This is a genomic window from Geobacter sp. OR-1 (assembly GCF_000813145.1).
In the GTDB taxonomy this organism is placed as follows: domain Bacteria; phylum Desulfobacterota; class Desulfuromonadia; order Geobacterales; family DSM-12255; genus Geoanaerobacter.
The window spans coordinates 41,187-62,021 of sequence record NZ_BAZF01000013.1; the positions used below are offsets into that span (position 1 = coordinate 41,187).

Annotated in this window: 7 protein-coding genes and 1 pseudogene; 7 read left to right on the forward strand and 1 reads right to left on the reverse strand. The window is 50.3% G+C overall.

Features of this window, described 5'->3' with window-relative positions; all coding sequences use genetic code 11:
* Window positions 1-527 precede the first annotated feature (527 nt).
* Both OR1_RS21665 and OR1_RS21670 read left to right on the forward strand, forming a co-directional pair.
* The gene (locus OR1_RS21665) at window positions 528-3,104 is read left to right on the forward strand and encodes a CxxxxCH/CxxCH domain-containing protein (RefSeq protein ID WP_160295252.1); all 2,577 of its coding nucleotides are present in this window, start codon (window positions 528-530) and stop codon (window positions 3,102-3,104) included.
* Window positions 3,105-3,774: 670 nt separating this feature from the next.
* Window positions 3,775-8,043, forward strand: a complete 4,269-nt coding sequence (locus OR1_RS21670; protein ID WP_160295253.1) for a CxxxxCH/CxxCH domain-containing protein — start codon at window positions 3,775-3,777, stop codon at window positions 8,041-8,043.
* 620 nt (window positions 8,044-8,663) lie between these two features.
* On the opposite strand, the gene OR1_RS22820 is transcribed toward OR1_RS21670, so the two are convergent.
* Window positions 8,664-8,816: a hypothetical protein gene (locus tag OR1_RS22820; protein ID WP_237754299.1), complete on the reverse strand. Its 153-nt coding sequence runs from the start codon at window positions 8,814-8,816 to the stop codon at window positions 8,664-8,666.
* 66 nt (window positions 8,817-8,882) lie between these two features.
* On the opposite strand from OR1_RS22820, the pseudogene OR1_RS23310 reads away from it, so the two are divergent.
* The 5 genes and pseudogenes from OR1_RS23310 to OR1_RS13740 all read left to right on the forward strand — a co-directional run.
* Window positions 8,883-9,080 (forward strand): annotated as a pseudogene (locus tag OR1_RS23310) (CxxxxCH/CxxCH domain-containing protein); the annotation flags it as partial.
* 135 nt (window positions 9,081-9,215) lie between these two features.
* Window positions 9,216-12,569 carry a CxxxxCH/CxxCH domain-containing protein gene (locus tag OR1_RS21675; protein ID WP_237754300.1) on the forward strand — a complete coding sequence of 1,118 codons (3,354 nt, stop codon included), beginning with the start codon at window positions 9,216-9,218 and terminating at the stop codon, window positions 12,567-12,569.
* Window positions 12,570-12,667: 98 nt separating this feature from the next.
* Window positions 12,668-18,847 (forward strand): CxxxxCH/CxxCH domain-containing protein, encoded by a 6,180-nt coding sequence (locus OR1_RS21680; RefSeq protein WP_082002957.1) that lies wholly within the window; start codon window positions 12,668-12,670, stop codon window positions 18,845-18,847.
* Window positions 18,848-19,061: 214 nt separating this feature from the next.
* Window positions 19,062-20,036 carry a glycosyltransferase family 39 protein gene (locus tag OR1_RS13735; protein WP_160295255.1) on the forward strand — a complete coding sequence of 325 codons (975 nt, stop codon included), beginning with the start codon at window positions 19,062-19,064 and terminating at the stop codon, window positions 20,034-20,036.
* 160 nt (window positions 20,037-20,196) lie between these two features.
* On the forward strand, window positions 20,197-20,649 hold the full coding sequence (locus tag OR1_RS13740) for a hypothetical protein (RefSeq protein WP_152609900.1): 453 nt from the start codon (window positions 20,197-20,199) through the stop codon (window positions 20,647-20,649).
* Window positions 20,650-20,835: the final 186 nt, after the last annotated feature.

Sequence of the window (20,835 nt, forward strand, 5' to 3'; positions counted from 1 at the left end):
CACTTGGCAACTCTGGTTACAACAACATCTGTCTTAACTGTCACAGATATGGATCGAGTGATCCGCGTTATGCTCAGATTTATCCTTATGTGGTTAGCGATCAATCAGCGCAGACCGGTCCCAGCTTGGGCGTTCTGACTCCAGGTTCAATGAAGAGTTCCCATAACTGGGAAAATTCTGATAATAATCCCAGGGTTGGCGCTTTACCCCCTACAAACCCTGCATTATTGGGCCCAAACCCATCTGACCCTTCAGTTGCGAACATGTTTGCCGGCAAACTGTTTTGTGCCAGATGTCACTCGGTCCATGGTGCCACCGGTTACGCTGATTCAGTGGCAGAGCCATTTCTGCGTGTTCCCAATGATCAAGACCAGATGTGTTTAGACTGCCATAGGCCCAGAAACGTACCCTCTCAAAGTTACGGATCTCACCCGGTTAACGTAAACTACAGTTCCATTGCTAAGCGTAAATCCGCGGAGTATTTTTATCCGCCTGTCAACTCTAATCCGGCTAACACCACCGCGGAAATGAAGATCATCGGCGGTAAAGTATTATGTTCGACCTGCCATGGGGTTCATCATTCGGATTCAAACAGCAGAACGCTTGATAACTTCTCGTCAGTGATTTTTAACAGGATTTCGAGCTCGACTGGCTATCTCTTGAGGACTGACCTGAAGGGGACTAACGCTTCTGACCGGAATATCTGCACAAACTGTCACAAGACTACGGATGATGATGCAAATGCAAAAGTCAAGAGCCACAACGGGACATTGAAGAAGCAAAACATTCAGTGTGCTGACTGCCATGGCGCTCATGTCGATGAAGTTCAATATGATGCCGATGCCGGTAATAGCAATCCTAACGTGTTCTTGATCAAGCGCTTCATGGCCTACACGTCGGCAATCTCAAACGGAAGAAATCCTAAAGTAATTTTCCAGTACACCTCTCTCTCGCAGCGTAACTATAACAAGGACAAGTTCGGTGTATGTTTGGCATGTCACAAGACGCTTCCCGATACGATTGAACAGCACAAATCGCCGACAACAGCCGCTACATGCGAGCAATGCCACACCCATAAAGCGGGTTTCTCGGCAAACTGTACCGATTGCCATGGCATGCCGCCAAGGGTTGATATAGAGGGTGGTCCCTACGGTTACGGAAAGGGATATAAAAACTTAGCTGGGGCAGTTGACGAGTCGTTATCTCCGCATCAGAGTCATGCGGGAGGAACTGACGCGAACAATTATTATATGTTCAGTTGTAATGAATGCCACAAGGGCAATACCCACGGTAACGGTACGTTCCAGGATGTATTCAAGAGTCTTAACGGCACAAAGGCCGGCATGGTGCCGCCTGGATACACGACTTCGTACAATCCCGCAACTCGCACCTGTTCGAACGTTTACTGTCATAGTAATGGTGTCCCTGTAAATAGAGCCCCTGACTTCAAGCAGATAACCTGGGGTAACAATATTAATTCAATAATCACGTTGCCGCCAGAACAAAGGTGCAATTCGTGCCACGAGGCAGTACCGACTACTAACGCGCATACCAAACACTTGACAAATGGGCTCTTGAATGGCTGTGTCAACTGCCATGCCAATACCGTATCCGATAATACCACTCTTCGTCCTGAGGCACGGTTGACCGGCGGCACCCATATCAACGGCTATAAGGATCGCCGTTTCTCCGGCACAATTGGTGGTCAGGTTCTCGATGGTACAGAATGCTCAAACGTTTACTGTCATAGTAATGGCAGAGGAACCACTCCGATTACAGCTCCTGTGTGGTCTGACCCGTCAACTGGCGCCTGCGGTACGTGTCACTTTGCTTCGGCAGGTTCTTCACGTGATACTTATGCGCACTTTGCCCATCTTTCTAGTGCATATGGTCCGCTTGACTCAAAGCAGTCACCGGAATCATGTAATTCTTGCCATGCCTATCCTACGGCTCATGTTGATGGCAATATCAATTTCCCGGATAACGCAACCTGTACGACAAATTGCCATAAAAACAGCCCCCTCCCGAATTGGAGAGAGGTTCCGCATGTCCGCCTTGCCTGTGAATCATGTCATGCCGGCAATCTTTCGGTAATAGACGGCAAGACCGCTTCTGATAAATCGCTATTTGTCGCTGGTTATGGTCACAAAAAGTTTGGGAAGGCATGTTCAAGTTGTCACAATCCTGATTCCAAGCACTTCAACATTCCTGTCAATGGCAATACCAAGAGGCTTATCCCCGAGCTGCAGGGAGCCACGAATGTCCAATGTCAATATTGCCATAATAACGTCAGCCAAGTCCCGACTGCTCGCTTCAGAAACGTGAGCACCCATTTCATGCCGGCTGATTACGGGAAACCAACCGCAACAATGGCGTGTACTCAGTGCCACGATGTCCACGGAACAACTAATATGTTTTCAATCAGGACATCGATATCATTCATTAACAGCACGGCCCAGACCATCACTTTCAATACTATTTCATCTAACACCAGCTTCGTATTGCCGAACGGTAGAGGGCTCTGCCAGGTTTGCCATACTCAAACTAAGGTATACAGGGCCGGCGTGACTGGACAGACTCATAACATCAGCACAAACTGCCTGAAATGCCACAAGCATGGCGGTCCTGATGGCGCATTTGCAAAAAGTGGCGGTGGATGCGACGGTTGCCATGGTTATCCGCCGATCCCGAAATCCTCGATCAGGATGTCTAAGTCGGATCCGTTGTATGCTTCCACCTATAAGACAACCTATGGTTTCTCCGGCAATTTCTCAAGTGCTCGTTACGAGGACTACTCCGGTGGTGGCGGTGCCCACTTGAACCATGTTCCTGATTTTGCCCGACCTGATGACGGTTGGTCCAGATGTGCCGTATGCCATTCCGGCGGCGTAAACAGCCCGAGTTCGCACGGTATGAGCGGTAATCTCAGCACGGATCTGCAGACTATTACGGTGAATATTGATGCTGCCGCTAAATTCAATAACTCGCTGCAGATCATTTACTCCGGTGCACGGCTCGTGACACCTCCGGATAACAAATCCGGTTCCTGCATGAATATCAGCTGTCACTACCAGCCGACTCCGCGGTGGAGTAAAGATCGCTAACTTTTAGGTAACTCTTGTTCTGAGGGGATGGTTAAGGCCATCCCCTTTTTTTTTGCAATTTCCCACGACTTGTTATTGTTTAACGAGTGCCTATGGATAATATTCGGATCTTTTTGTGAACTGCATTGTTTTCGTCTGGCTTGAATTTGAACAGCATATTTCTAGCGACTGAATCCATACTGCGAAACGAAATATGTTTTGAACTGTGAGGCTGGGAGGCAAGTTAATCGGGTGTAAAGCCTGTGTGTTCCAAGGAGCAGGGGCACTTCAATGCCACCTGCTTAGTCGCTAAAATATGCATATACGCTCAAATATTTATGCGGCCATATAGTATTTACTGCCTTTAATGAAGATAGTGGTTAACATGCCCAGAATTGTTCAATAAAATTTTTTATTAAAGATAGCATTCGATTTGGCGATAGAACATTTAAGAAATCATGTAAATTGGTTTCTACCTTGCATAATACTCCTCGCAAAACGAAATATTCTGACATCTGGACATCAATGAAAGAGCAATGCCATAAAGAAATAATAGTGATTTCAACTAGCTTTATTAAATAATGTAATAAAGCTGTTAATAAGCTGAGTAGCGGTTAAAACGCTAAATTGCAGTTATATGACCAGGTGGTCACGGAAATATATGAGAAATATAGTCAAAAGGAGAAAGTCTATGGGAAGACGTAGCGGAGTGGCTGGCTTATTTGCGCTGCTAGCACTGACATCATTGTTTCTGGTGTCAGGTGCAACGATCGTTAGCGCAGAGCCTCAGTACACATTGACATGTAGTTCGTGTCACGGTAACCCGCCTTTGGATGGCGCAGCCAGGGACCCCAATACCGGGGCATTTCAAGGTAACCATCAAAGGCACGTGCAGGCTTCAAATCCATCTTTGAGTGTCTGTAACAATTGTCATAACATGACGGATAACTCCCATGCGCATCAGGATGGGAAAATATCCTTCCAGGCAAATATCAATGCATCACCGAAGGGTGCTGCCAGATATCAGGGTATTGCAGCCTTTAAGAACCAGACTTCAATTCCAGTGCTCGGCTCCTGTAGTGACGTGAGCTGCCACTTTGAGTCTGCTACCCGCACATGGGGAGATGCAAACTTCTCGTCTACGGCAAGTTGCTCAGAGTGTCATGCCTCACCAGGATCATCAACCGGCCACTCAAAGCATGATTCCTATTATCCATTCGCATCTAATGGTTGTAACAAGTGTCACCCGGACTATTCCACCACTCCGACATTCCAGCACGCAACCAGTGCCGGCAATCGCGGTATTAAGGTGAAACTGGCCGAAGGGGCTTATTCCGGGACTGGCCTTAACTTTCTTGACAGCCAGAGCGGTTCCAGAGTGCTTGGAAACTGTGCAAACCTCTACTGTCACAGTAATGGTACCAATAATTCGACTTTCACCGTACAACAGACCCCTCAGTGGGGAACAAACCTGAACTGCAGCAGCTGTCACGTTACAGGTACAACCCTCTCGACCGGCACGCACGGCAAGCACGTCAATGCATCAATTGCTACGCCATATGCTTGCTACAAGTGTCACGCCGCAACTGTTAACGGCACCAATGCCGTTGTAAGCCTTGCTGACCACGTTGACAGGCTGGTTACAGTTAAGTACAGCAATACTTCAACTGCAGTTAACGGTACCTATAATGGTGTTAATGCCTCGACAGGCAAAACCGCACTTACACCCGGCACCAGAAACGCTACCTGTACCAACATCTATTGCCACAGCTTCGGAACCGCTTCTTCCGGAACCTTCCGTGTCATGTCGACTCCAAGGTGGGGTGGTGCAATGCCCTCTAACTGTACCGGTTGCCATGGTGGAACAAGTGCAACCAACGGTAAATTCAGACTCATGTCAACTGGTAGGCACACTAAGCATGCCCGCGGCTCTGATTATGCCACTGCAAATACTTATTATGACTATGGCTGCGTCGAGTGCCACAATACAACCGTTAGCGGTAACACAACGGTGAGCAATGCTGCAAATCACGTTAACAATAAGGTTGACGTAAGCTTCTCGGCAACATGGGGCGGAACGTATCCTTCTACCGGCCACGCTCCGGGAGTTGATACGACACGCACCTGCCAGAACGTTTATTGTCATAGTAACGCGCAGGACGGCGGCCAGACAGGAACAGCGCTGGTATTCCGTAACCTTACCGGTAGTAAGACTTGGTGGGGTACTGCAACTAGCCTTGGATGCTCGGGATGTCACCAATCAACCAGCGGCTCAAACCTGCTTTCCGGCAAGCATTCAATGCACGTCAGTACAACATTTAACCCGGCGATTGGTACTAATCTCGGGTGTTACGAATGTCATGCGCAGGTACGTAGTGCGTCGGGCTGGGCTGACCGTAGTAAGCACGCCAACAAGTTCAATGAGTATTCTGGTGCAAAAGCACGCGGCAATGCAAACTATGTCAGCTCGACCGGCGTTTGTTCAAACCTTTACTGCCACAGTAACGGTAAAGGGTCCTTCAAGTCCATGGTAGCCAATAACTGGTTCACTGGCAGTGCCCTTGGCTGTGACGGTTGCCACGGATCTGCAGCAACCTTTGGTTCACCTGACTATGCAAGCGGTACTGCTGGATCTCTTACGGCAAACAGCCACTCCAAGCACGTCACCGGCGCTGCAGACTGCGTCAAGTGTCACTACAAGACCACTTCAACCGGGCTGGCGATTATCGCCGGGTCTACTGATCACGTTGATATGACTATAGACGCCAGGTTCTCCAAGCTGCCGTTTGCCAACATATCCGGTTACTATAACAACACTACCAAGGCATGTACCAACACATACTGCCACGGTACCGGAACAGCACCGATCTGGGGTGCTAATGGCACCTTGAAGTGTAACTCCTGTCACTCCAACCAGGGAGCAGGTGCCCAGACCGCTGCTTATACGGTTCCCCACCAGAAGCACACCAACATCGCCGGTTACAAATTTGCCTGCGACAACTGCCATACTTTAAAGTCAGCGGTCAACGTTTCACATGCCGGCGGTGCAGTATCGGCTAATCAGGCAGCTCAGGTCGTTTTCAACACCGGCGCATTTGCCAACTGGTCCACAACAGCCTATGGTGACGATACAACCAGAGTTAAGTTCCGCGCTCTCAATGCTGCTACATACGGGCTTACAGTAACACCTGTATACTCCCCTGCCGGAACTGCTGCCGGCTCTGACAACGGTTTCAGCTGGACGGCCGGTACCTGTAACAATGTCTATTGTCACTCCAACGCAAACCCGACCGGCGGCACCAATACCTACGCTTTGGTGGCAACTCCTGCATGGTCCGGAACGCTTTCATGTACCTCGTGTCATGCCGGTTCTAGCGCGACCGGTGGCACAGGGCTCTCGTCAATCCACGGTAAACACGTGAGCGGTGGCGCAGGCTTTGCTTATACCTGCGACAAGTGTCACGTGAATACCACAGCAACCGGTAACAACGGCGCTCTTAACGCAACAACCGGTTATGCAACTCACGTCAACGCAGTTAAGGATGTAAACTTCGACTCGTTCAACACAGGTGCAGGATATGCTACGCAACAGTGCTCCAACGTTTACTGCCACAGTAACGGTAAAGGCGCATATGTCGCTCCGGCAGCACTTCGTTGGACTACTGCAGCAGACGGCGCCTGTGGTACTTGTCACGGTATCGCAACAACGTTTGCCAGTTCAAACGCGCACTATGAGCACTTCAGTAGCTCAGCAGGTCCGAAACTCAGCAAGACCGCAACAGTCGGTTGCGCCGAGTGCCATACTTTCACGGCTGAAAACGGTGCAACTCACCTTGATAAGAGCTTCAACGTTCTGACAACCGGTAACTGTACCACAAACTGCCACAAGCAGATCACCTCGGCTAACGCAGTCGCATCTTGGGTAGTTGGATCCATAACCTGCCGCAGCTGCCACGTTAATACTGCATCCGTAATCAGTGGGGCAACGGCACCGCTGATGAATAACTTCTCGACCTACGGCCACGGTGCCGGCAATATCGGTATCAAGTCTGCTGGAAGCGGAAATGCATGTACCGACTGCCACGATGCTCAGTCAAAGCACATTTCCGGCACTCTTGGCGACAGCAACCGTCTCAAGCCGAGCTTTGGCACCGGCTTGAACAAGGATGACAATACATCCTGTACTGTGTGCCACAACACAACAACCGTTGGCGTGAACGCAAGAAACCTCCCCGGCCACTTCACTGCATCACTTGACTCCAAGTCTGCAGTAGGCTGCCGCAACTGCCACGATCCTCATGGCAGCGGCACCAACAGCCATATGATCAAGAGTCAGATTGCTTTCTTCAGTACTACTACACAGTCGATTTCCTTCACTGGTACTGAATTCGTAAACCTGGTAACGAACCGTGGTTTCTGCCAGGCATGTCACCGTTCCACCAAGTACTATCGTGCCGGAGTTACTGAAACAGTCCACTTTACTACTAACTGTCTCCAGTGCCACACCCATACCGGTGGTGGAGTCGCAGCGTTTGCTCCATCAGCATGCGACAGTTGTCACGGTTTCCCACCGGTTCCGCGTAACGTAGGCTACACGCTCAAATCAAACATCGGCCGTCTCAACAACTACACCGGTGCCAAGTTTGAAGATTACTCAGGTGGTGGTGGTGCTCACACTGTTGCTGCTCACATTGCACCGACAACCAAGCCTGGTGACGGGTTCAATGCATGTACTACTTGTCACAACCTTGGCAGTAACGGCCATACCGGTACAACACCGATCAAGGCAAACATTGCTAATGTAACAGTTAAACTGACTCAGACCAAGCAGTTCAAGTCTGGCACACTCAGCATCTACTCAAGTGCCAAGTTCGTAACACCGCCTAACAATAAGTCGGGCACATGCTTCAACCTGAACTGCCACATCGGCAAGTCGCTGAAGTGGAGCACTGAGAAGTAAATGAAGGTCCCGGGCGGTGATGTACACTGTCACCGCCCGGTATTTGAATCTAAAACTAAGTTGACAATTGGATAGATGTAAGGCTAAGATACGTCCATTTATAGGACCAATAATTCTTAAGTGTTACCCTGTTCCCAGTGATCGATAAGGAGCTAGCAATGGAAAGAGATTTCAAAGTGGGATGCATAACGAAACCACGTATAATCTGGTTTGTCTCACTATTTACTGCTTTGTTTCTGGGAGGAGTGGCTCACGCGGCCCCTCAATACGCTCTGACCTGTAGTTCCTGTCATGGGATGCCTCCTCTCGACTCTGCTGGGACTCCGACAAGGAACCCGGATTCAGGAGCATTTCAGGGTAACCACCAGACTCACCAGCCAGTTGGTGCGCAGTTAACAAACTGCAATGTCTGTCATAATATGACAAATAACTCCAACAGCCATCAGGATGGACAGATAAGCCTGAAAAACGGTATTAACGGTTCACCAAAGGCCGGGGCACTATATAGCGGTATATCCACCTTTAAGAACCAGACGTCCGTTGTTTCTCTCGGGAGTTGTTCCAATGTGAACTGCCATTTTGAATCTGTGACACAAACTTGGGGCGCAACAACACCTCTTTCATACACCGATGCTACAACCAATGACTGTAATGACTGCCACGGCATGCCACCAGCTGGGATCTCCGGCAACAGCTATGCAGGTGGTGCAGATGGTAGCCACACCAAGCATAATGAGTATTATGCCGGTGCCGATAAGTGTAATAAATGCCATGCTGATCATACCGCAGAGACGAACAAGTTCGCACATGCGACAAGTGCAGGGAATCGAACGCTTAGGATGACAATTCGCGATGCTGCCAACGTTGCTTCGGGTACTTATAACGGAACGTTGACCACAATCAATTATCTGCCCAGCCAAACCAAGACTACTTTTGGTTCATGTTCCAATTTGTATTGTCATAGTGATGGTACAAAAGGTGCCGCTCCGTTCAAAGGCAAGTCTGCAGCACAGTGGGGCACTGGTGTTTTGGCCTGCTACAAATGTCACGGATATGACACGACATCTATTCCTGCCTACAATCTCATGAGTTCAGGTAAGCACAAACAGCATCTTGCTAACGGTACCTTGACGGGCGTAGTGATTAACTGTGAAACATGCCATGCGGCAACTGTGAGTGGTGGTGCCATAACTGCCGGCACGCGTGCTAATCATGCCGATAAAAATGTTAACGTAAAGTTCCAGTCTTCGCTTAATGCCGGTACTCCTCTCTATAATGGGTCAGATGCGTTGAATGCTGCCGCAGGATCAGTCAAGGCTGCTGGTAGTGCACCGGCTAGTTGTGCCAATCTATATTGCCATAGCAATGGTAATAAAAAAGCAGCCGGGACTCCGATTTATCAATCAGTTGCGTGGGGTACGGGAACGACTCTTGATTGTACCGGTTGTCACGGTTCCGCAGGTACATCATCCAGCCCTGTCTATGCAAATACTGGTGTCGGAACGAATCAGGCAAATAACCACGTAATCCACGTTCAAGGTAAAGGTCTGACATGTAACCTCTGTCACTCCAATACGGCATCAAACAATACAACGTTAATTGCTGGCGGCCAGCATCTGAATGGATCGATTCAGGTAAGTTTTGATACTTCATTTTACACTGCGATCGGTACTGCAGGATATGCAAGTAACACATGTAACAATACCTATTGCCATTCAAACGGGAACGGTGCAGTAGTAACTCAGCCTTCTTGGGGTGCCGTTCTTGACTGCCGTGGTTGCCACGGTGGTGATGCAGCCCATGCAAATGTCATCAATACCAACAAGCACCGCATTCACATTGATCCCGCTGCCCCCGGCTCTTCGCTCGGTTTAGGCAATGGCTTCCAGTGCGCAGCATGTCACATAAAGACTATCAACACATTCGCCAATAATACTACGATCACTGCTCAGTCCTACCACGTCAACAAGCTCAAGGACTACTCCGGTGCTCGCGCAGGCCGCATTGTTGCAGCTGGCCAGTGTGCCAACACTTACTGTCACAGTTCAGGCGCCAAGACACCTAAGTTCAGGAACATGACCGGCAACAAGCTCTGGACCGGTGGTGCAACCCTTGATTGTAAAGGGTGTCATGGCTATGAGACGACAGCTCAGGGCGCAGCCTTCAACTCGATAGCTGGTGAGCCGAACTACGCAACAGGCGCCGGTAAAGAGAACAGTCATGGAAGTCACGTAAACACAGGAGCTAATTCCACTTCCTGCGCCAAGTGCCATGACCACACGGTAAGTGCAACAATTGGAAAGTTTAAGGATTATTCTGCCCATCATGCTGATGGCAACCGTGACGTCATCTTCTCCGCAGCAGTTGGCGGAACCTGGAACGGTACAAATTGCAATAATACCTCTTGTCATGGTGGCGGTAACCCGCAGTGGGGCGTAACATCTATTGCCTGCGACTCATGCCATGGTGCGGCGTTCAGGTCCTTCTCTTCGGCGACCAAAAAAGGTGCTCATAAGCAGCATTACGAAGTAGAGACCTTCTCAACCTTCAACGATGCTCCGTCAAATCTTAGCTCATCATCAGCCTACAGATTCACCTGCGCAGCATGTCACTATACCCCTGCTCAGCATTCGAACCTTGCTAATTCGAGGAGTTCAGTTGGTAAAGCAGAGGTGTACTTTGGCCTCTACAGCGCTGCTGGCAGGAAATACTATGATTATAACGGTGTGGTTGGAGGCAATGATAATAGTGCCGCGTTTGCTTGGACAAACGGTGGGGCTGCTTCCTGCTACACTACTTACTGCCACAGTGATGGTAAGGGCGGAAATGGTTTGAGGACCGTAACCTGGGGTTCAGCTGAGGGTGTTCTTAGCTCAGACTGTGCTGGTTGCCATGCCAACGAGACTAATTCGACTTCTCTTTCAGGAGCTCACCTGCAGCACGTAGCCAACACCAGAACCGGTTTCAGCGGGGCAGTTTCGTTCGGCTGTGTCGACTGCCATGTTAAGACTGTAAGTACTAAACCGGCACGTGCAATTTCGGACAAGACCAAGCACGTAAACAACTTCAAGGATTACTCCGGCCTCAGGGCCGGTGGGGCTGCACGTTACAGTGGTGGTAACTGCACCAATATCTATTGTCACTCCAACGGTAAAAACTCGTACCAGACACCGGCAATCTCCTGGACATCGGTGGCTGGTGCGCTCAACTGTACTTCATCATGCCATACCCCGACTGGCGCACATGCTAAGCACCTGGGCTACACGGCCATTACCTGCGATGATTGCCATTCCAATACTGCAGCTAGTTCAACAGCCCTTAAGTCAGGTACAATCACCCATATCAACGGTACCTATAACGTCAATGGAACAGACGTGAAGTTTGCCACCATGAGCTCATCCTGGAAGGCAACCTTTACTTCAGGTAGCTGTAACAATGTAATGTGTCACTCCAACGGGAAAGGCACCTACCAGTCGATAGCATGGACTGCAAGCACATTGAACTGTTCGTCATGCCACCCGAACCTCGGTGGTGCACATTTCAGGCATATGGGCGGCAGCTTCGCAACTACTCAACTTGCGCAACAGAATCTGCCGTTCCAGCCGCTGAGCAATTATACTTCAAACCGCTCTTCCGGTACTGACCCATTGAACGGCACTAACTGGGCAAATTACGGTTTCGGTTGCGCCAGTTGCCATCCATACGGCACCGCATCACACATCAACGGGACGGTCGATGTAATCTTGACCAGTGATGCCGCTGCAGGCACCATGCGTTCGAAGAACCCAAGTTCAACATACACGCCGACTGTCGGTGGGGCTGTTGGTACTAACAGCGTGACCTGTGCAAACATCTACTGTCACAGTAACGGTTCGACGGCTTATCTGACAACTACACCATGGAGCTCTACTTACGGAGCAGACCGTTGCGGCAAGTGTCATGGCAACGCCCCTGCTACTGGAGCGCATACTGCCCATGCCATTGGTATCCACTCTGACGATATCTTTAATGGGACAAGCGGAAAACTTAGCAATTACAGCTCCTCGGTGCGCTCGTCCGCACACGGCAATGCTGCTCAGGCTACTACGATCAGCTGCAACATTTGCCACTATGTAACCACAGAGTTTGCCCGTAACAAATACAATTCAAAGTGCTCATTCTGTCACTCGGATGACTCCAAAGAGGCTGGCAGGATCTACGCTACGGATACTAATTCCCGCGGTCTGAAAATGCATGTAAACGGCAAGCTTGAAATGGCATTCAATCCGATTCAGGTCAGATCCAAGGCTCAGCTCAGGACATCTGCATTTGCCGATTACACTGCAGCTGGTGGCTACTGGAACCGGAACGGCAGCAACTACAAGAATGGTCCTGCTGCTTACGACATCGCCAAGTCTGCGCTTGATACTACCAACATGTGGAACGGCGGGACAAAAACTTGTAGCAACGTAGCATGTCACATGGCCAAGCCAGTAACATGGAATGCCGGTAGCCTCACCTGCGAGGCCTGCCACAGTAAGCTCTAAAGTGTACAGTGCTCCATCCGATTGTAACCGGATGGAGCACTATTAACTGATCATATACTCTTTAATTTCATACATAGTTCTTACGAGGTGAGGTCACCATGGGACAGGTTATAGCTAAAAAAATACGAGGCATGAATCTCTGGTCAAAGGTCGCACTTACCGTGCTGTTTACCTTCGCGATCTCTGTGTTCATGTATGAGGGTTTTTATAAACCTAAAGCAGTACAGGCAGCGATCAGTTCCGTAACTGGTTGGACATTTATCAATGACACCAATCCAAATACTTTGACTCCCAATGTCACATCAGCATCTACCTTTACTGCCGGTGGTACATCTGGTACTGGCAGGATAATGCTGATTGCGGTCTCTTTTTCAACTACAACCACTGGCGTTACAATGACCGGCACTAATAATTCCATTACTGCGACTTATGGTGGTGTCTCTGCAACAAAGATAATTGGTGGTGATAACGGTACTACAGCGGGTAGAGGAGTTGTGTGGCTTGGGTACATTAAAGATACCGACATTCCAACCGGCGCGAACAATGTCGTTGTTACAGGAACTGTAACAGGCACTGCCGTTACAGATGTCAAGATTGCATGTGCTACCTTCTCCGGAGTAGATCAGACAACCCCATTTACCGATTCAAAATGGTCCCAGACTACAGCTTCCGCAGGATCAGGTACGGCCGTATCTCTGAACTACAATGCGAACGACTATCCGGTAATATTTGCTAACAATAACGTTGCCAGTTCGACCGGCTCACCGACATACACACCAGCAAAATATACCACCGCTGCGACAAGCAGTACGACAAATGGCGGCGCGTTATGCGCCAGAATTACAACTATACCATCAGCAAACGTGTCAGCGGAAAGTACAAACGTATCATTTGTCACCAGCGGGCGCATTGGGCTGATTGCTGCGAGCCTTAAGGCCGCGACTTCTGATACGACAGCTCCTACGGTTTCTTCAGTTGCCGTGAATACGGGCACCACTATTGATGTCACGTTCAACGAGGCGATGGGCACGGGAGTTACTACGGCAACCAACTATACGGTATCAGGCACCGGTAAAGGCTCGCTGGCGAATAATCCGAACAGCGTTGCGCTTGTTTCCGGCAATACCTATCGTTTGACCTGGACTGCAGGGGAAATGGTTAATGCTGGCAACATCACGGTTACCGTCGCCAATGCTCAAGACGCGGCAGGTAACCCTATTGGTTCTCCCAACAGCGGCACTGACAATGCTGGTGGCATCGGTGTATTGCCTGCCGTATCCAGTACCACTCCGGCAAACGCTGCCACGAACATTACGCCTAACACGTCATTACAAGTCGTTTTCAGTGAAAACGTCGACTGTTCCACCGCTGCCGCCGGTAATATCGTTATGAGCGGTGCGACTATAGGTTCTCCGAGCTGCGCAACCAATACTATTACTTATCCGATCTCAGGTCAGGCCAATTCTACAACCTATAACTACACTGTCGGGAGCGTTAAAGACGTTGCCGGTAACACCATGGCAACAAGCGCCAGCCGGTCTTATACGACTTCTGCTGCATCCTGTACCCGCTCAGCACCAACAGTATCACTCGGAGCGAACAGCACTGTAGCGGTTAACGGTCAAAAAGCTTATACCTTGACTGTTACCAATAATGACTCTGCTTCTTGCTCGAGTTCCACTTTTACCCTTTCAATACCATCAGAAACTGGCAATACGGCAAGTTTCACACTGCCATCAACTCTTGGCAGCACCACATCTGGTACTCTTGCAGCACAGAGCAGCTATAATACGACATTTACCGTGAAGGCACAGGCAACTGCAACTCTGGGACATACGCTTACCTCTACTGTAAATGCTGCTGATTCCACCAATCATTCGTCACAAACCGGAAGCGGCAGCGTGGTAACTACAGTTGCCAATCAGTTCAACAGTCCGCTGATGCACAACGCGAACAACCTTTCTTCAACATATCGTGGTGGTTCGTGGGGTAATGATAAGGATTGCACCTGGTGTCACAGTGCGGATACCACAAACGTAAAGCGTATTGCCACTCCGATCCAGACACTGGAAGGACCGAAGCCGGTAATCTTTACAAGAATGACTTCTGCGAGTCATGCCGTACCAGGGGTAATGGGCGATGACCAGCGTACTTACTCTACTCAGGCGTCTACAAACGTTTGTGAGGTTTGCCACCATAGGACAGCCTATCACCAATACAGCGGCAGTAAAGTCGGTATTCCTGTTCAGCATGCTTCTCACCCGAATAATAACAAGGACTGCACCGGCTGTCATGCCCACTCAAATGGGTTCAAGGCCGATTGTGCTTCATGCCACGGTTTCCCGCCGGTAGCGCTTGCATTCGGAGGTCCTAACGGGCTTGCAGTGAACAATGGCGAAGCAACACGCGCCCTCGGTGGAACAGATTCGGTGCTCCCATCTACCGTTGGTGCCCACGCCGCTCATGACACGCTTGGAATGATCTGCGCCACATGCCACAATAATTACACTAATGGTGTAAGCCACCCGAGCAACAATATCCAGATTGATTTCGTAGTAAACAACACCAATTGGCCGGGCAAATTTGCCGGTTCAGCTGCATACGGCACTTTCAGCGGGAACTCTCCGACTGCCGGTTCGCCCGCAATAGCCAGTGTTGGCGGAACTACAACCGTCCGTACGACAACAGACAACGTCAATAACTCCTGCAACGTCTATTGCCATGGCAACTGGCCGGGTTCTAATGGCAACACCAATCCGCGTTGGGGTGGAGGCGCAAGCCAGGCGAACTGCGGAACATGTCACGGCGCCACTAAGGCACAGGCCCCTCAGACCGGCAGCCACACTGCCCATGCAGTTACCTATGGCTTCAACTGCAGCAAGTGTCATGCTACGGTTTCCAGTGCGACTGATGGCCATGTCAACGGCAGCGTCCAGTGGCGACTGTCTACTGCCTCTACCTTGATTGGTTCAACCGCTGCCTATAAATCGGCTGCTTCGGGTGCGACCGGTCAGGTTGCCAAGGATGCGGGCGGTGCGGCATTTGGCGATTGTACGAACATTTACTGCCACTCCAATGGTCTCGACACTAGCCCCACTTATCAGACCGTGACATGGGGTGTCACCTCAGAAGGCGCTTGCGGCACCTGCCACGGTGTGCTTTCCACGGCATCACCGGCATCGGCCGCACATGCCAAGCACGTTGCAACTGCCGGCGGATACCTGATTGCATGCGCAACCTGCCATTTCAATGTCGTTAATACGACCGCAAATTCAACCACCGCAGCGACCATTAAGACAACATCGGCCCATGTCAACAGAATCCATGATGCCGGTGCTGCAGCAAACTTCAACACCGCTATTGTCGGGTCAACGGCAACGTCATGTCAGACTACCTATTGCCACAGCCAGGGTACCGGCTGGACAAATCAGGCTGGTGACAACAGGACAATTCTTCAGGGTGCGCTAGCTCCGACCTGGACCAGCAGCGCAAGCTGTGCTATGTGCCATACCGGCGGTACAACTACCGGCCCTAGCTATACATCCGGTTCACCCAAGGTCAACAAGCATTCACAGCACGTTACAACTGGCGGCTATACCTGCGATGTGTGCCACTACGCCACTACGACCAACGGCACCACGATAACCGACCCGACCAAGCATGCCAACAGGGTGTATGACGTTACGCCGAACCCAGCCAAGGCCGGGTCGTTTACCTACACCTATGCTGTCGGCGGCGGTACCTGTTTGAACACCTATTGCCATGGCGCTTCTATTGCCTGGAGCGCAACCCTTGCTGGAACTGGTTGTGCCAAGTGCCACAGTGATACTACGGCCACCTCGACATTCACCGATACTGCCGGTTCAACCACGAGCAATAAGGCTGTTACCCATGTAAACCATCTGAATAAGACCCATAATATCATGTTTGCCGGACTTGCCTGTTCCGACTGCCATGCCGTTCCTGCTCAATCAAGCACTACCGGTCATATTGATACCGCTCTGCCGGCAGAAGCGCCGATGAACGGTACGGTTGCCGCGTTGAATGCGGCACGGTATTTCAATCCGACCACCAAGCAATGCACCAATACCTACTGTCATGGAGCAACACTCTCCGGTGGCGACAAGCCGCCAACCTGGGGTAATAACACCATGACCGGTGTCGCAACCAATGACTGCACCAAGTGTCATGCTTATCTGCCGCCACCGGCAGCGGTAGGCGACCATGCTGGCATAACTTTGGCTACTCAATGTGTCGGTTGCCATGACAAGATGAATGCTGCTGGAACTGCTTTCACAGATAACTCTCATATTAACGGTACTAATGATGGTGGTAGCTGTCTTGGTTGTCACGCCTCAATAAAGGCAAATACCGGCACAACTGCGCCATACAAGAGAGCGGCTATTACTGGTCAGTTCAACTCCCAGTCACATCACATCCAGGGCAGGGCAGTTACCAATGCCGACTGCTACTTCTGCCACATGGAAGCTGACGCTGCCGGAAAGACTACTACATATCACCAGAAAACCACAAAGGCTTCAGTAGACCTGGTCCTCTGGAGCAGCGGTGCCCGGAGCGCGAACTTCATCCGTTACACCGCCAACGGTTCGCGTAACCAGATCAACAAGCTCAACGGCCACTGCCTTGGCTGCCATGCCACCACCACTCCGCCGGCCGACCCGTTCGGCGACGGCAGATCCCCGAGCAAATACGCCTGGGACTCCAGAAGCATCGAAGAGAAGTACAGCAACAGCACCACCACCACATGGAGCCAGTACTCCACAGCCAACACCAACCGGAAGAAGCATCTCAAGAAGGCTTACTCAGCCCATGGCAACGCGGCCAACAACCAGATGGGCTGGTCTTCGACCACCGGTTACGAGGTTGATGTGGTCAACTTCACCGGCAACGTCAACGTCAACTGCTACGACTGCCACAACTCCCACGGTTCCGCGGCAGCAGGGGTGACCAGCTCCTACTCCAGCGCCACCGGCAAATACAAAGGTGCGATCCTCAAGCACATCTCCTCGGCCGGTACCGGCGGTTACACCAACAAGTACAAGCCGACAGCGCATACAGCTTCTACAGGTGAGTACAACAGTTATAATGCCGGTGCTGCAGTCTGCTTCGACTGCCACAACACCAGAACCCAGAATAGTGCGCTTGCACTCGGCGGCTACTCACCTTGGGGTTACAACGACATCTTCGGCTCCTCACAGGCCCTGAACGGTTACTGGGATACCCCATACTTCGGTGCCTACTCGACAATCTCCACCAAGAGATTCCCGTACAAAGGGATGGCCTCTACTCGTTACGGCAAGTCCATGGCCAAACCGGCCGGCGGTCACTTCGGCGTCAGCGCCACCATGGGGACAACGGTCAGCGGCTCCATCAACGGCCTCTGCACCCCGTGCCACGATCCGCACGGCGTCTCGCAGAACACCACCAAGGTCGCCAACCCGGTCTACGGCGTACCGCTGCTCAAAGGCACCTGGCTCACCTCGCCGTATGCTGAGGACGTAGCGCCCGCCAACACCAACCGGAGCCGCGGCGGTGGATCACGTGAGAACACCCTGCCCGGCGTCGGCGGCGGCAGCGACCCGCTGTACAACATCGACCAGAACACCTTCCAGGCCGACCGGACGCATCTGCCGGCGACAGTACCAAGCCGGACCTTCGGCCTGTTCGGAACCTCCGCGGTCACCCTGCAGACCCAGACGTCAGCAACCTCAGGCGGGCTCTGCCTGACCTGCCACAACCAGAGCGCCATAGCTCCGAACGCCGGCGGTACGGCCCCGACCTGGAAGACCACTTCCAGGATCCACAATACCGTAACCGGATGGGGTTCCACCGGCACTAATGCCGGCAACGTGGTCCATTCGTACACCTGCTCCAAGTGCCATGCGCCGCACGTATCACGTCTGCCGCGCCTCATGGTCACCAACTGCCTCGACGTCAAGCACCGTGGCCGGGTAGCGAGCGGCGGCACGGTTGCCGCAACTGCCGGGAACAACCCGACTACCAACAACGGCAACATGATGACCGCAACCGCTATCACCACCGGTAAGGGTGCGGGCCGGTTCCCGGCCGGTGGTGCCCGTTACAGCGGTACACCGAGCACCGCAAGGTATCCTGGGCCATGGGCCTTCGGGGCCACGACCACAACCGGTACCACTATGGATGCCGCCTACACGACCAACTGCCACAACACGGCAGCAACCGGCGGCGCGACTTGGACACCGTCCAACCAGATTTGGAACACCAGGACCAACTGGTAAGCTTGATCGTTATAGAGTGTACAAAGCACGACATAACACGTGCAGAAAGGAGATAACCAATGAAGAAAACTTACGTAAGACCGAAGGTGGTTGGCTCTGCGAGTGTCCATCCCTGCTAGGCTCCTGAGCAACTGAAGCAGTATATGGTGAGGTCATTATTAATGACCTCACCATTTTTTTTATGATTCTACCCTCAGATGAGCATGATGCGCCCATGTCAATAATTAAGATTAAAGTACTTGTCGTATCAATGCTGATTATCTTCTTTATTCAATCGTTCCTCTCTTTGAATTCAAAGTCGGCGACATTTGATGAAGTGCAATATTTTGGGATCGGCAAATACATTATGTTGACCCAGAAATGGGACATCATGGGTGCCATTCTACATCCACCTTTATCTTATTATTTGAACAGCATCCCGTTATTGTTCGTGGAAGAGGATAAAGCCATTTGGAGTTATGAAGAAAAAGAGCGAAATCTCGATTTTCTTGGCGCGGTTGATTATTATCGCGGGCAGAATCTCTTATCAATGGCGGAGAATAAAAATGACAGGCTATTAATTCTGTCTCGCCTGACTGTAACAATATTAAGCTTGGTTTTGGGATATTATGTGTTCCTCTTTGCGGGGACACTTTTTGGCGAGATGAGCGGTGTTGTCGCTCTGGGGTTATATACGTTCTGTCCTAATATGCTGGCTTTTTCCGGGATTTGTGTGCCGGATATGCCTTTGACGGTTTTTTGCTTTATATTCTCTTATTATTACTGGCTGAGTTTAAAATATAGATCCACTAAAAATACTCTTTTAGCGGGTGTTTTTTTAGGATTGTCACTTTTAACAAAGTTTACTGCAATTGCAATTTTGCCAATCTCAGGTATCGCCACTCTCATATACTCTTACAAATATAAGGAAAAGCGAGTTGTTTCTTGGTGTTGGGTGGCGCTGATTGGGATTTTGATACTGTTTATCGGGTATGGCTTTAATATTACACCATATATCCAGGGGAATGAATACCGAGCGTCACAACTGGAACTAGGGCAGTCATCGTTTCTTGCAGGTAATTATTCAAATAAGGGTTGGTGGTATTATTATATTATTGCTTTTTTATTAAAAACCCCCAGTCCCGATCTTGATCCTGCTTCCAGTTGCAATTTCGCTCATAATAAGAAAATATCCAGAAAAGACGTTTGATCTTATCTATCTTTTACTCCCAGTTGTCGGGATAATGATTTTATTCAGTGCTTCCGGCTATTGTCTTGCCTTGCGGTATGTGCTCCCGATATATCCATTTATATTCGTAATGGTCGGATTTCTTGGAACCTACCTGCTTCAGTATCGATACCTGGCTAGTATGTTTATCATCTGGTATCTTGCTTCCGCATGGTATATAGCCCCACATTATCTTGCCTATTTCAATGAAATTGCCGGCGGGCCTGGCAATGGCTATAAATACCTTGTGGATGGTAATCTCGATTGGGGGCAGGATCTGCCAGGTCTAAAAAAGTTTATGGATGAAAATGGAATTAAGCGGATCAGTCTCAGTTATTTCGGAGCAGACTCACCCGAAAGATATGGCATTAAATACGACTGGCTTCCGAGTCATTACCTCTTCAATCCAGAACCGGACAAGGAAGTTAGGGTAACTCCTGATCAATTGGTTGCCATCAGTGCCACAAACCTCCAAGGCGTTTACTTTGATGATAAAAATCAATACAAGTGGCTGCTTGATTATAAACCTGTCGCTAAAATTGGTTATAGTATTTTTGTGTATGATTTGAGCGGCAAAAGGAAATTCAAGTTATAGTTGCGGACAGATGTGGCTATGAATCACTTGATCAGGATGTTAAATGTCATCTAGTCGACTGCGTACTTTATTGAAATCGACGATACCCGAGCATTCCCGCATTCTCTATCTTGGTGATGACGGTAGTAATTTGCAGGATTCATCAAATATTGAGATGGTTTTCATTTTACCAGCCTTAACAACGAA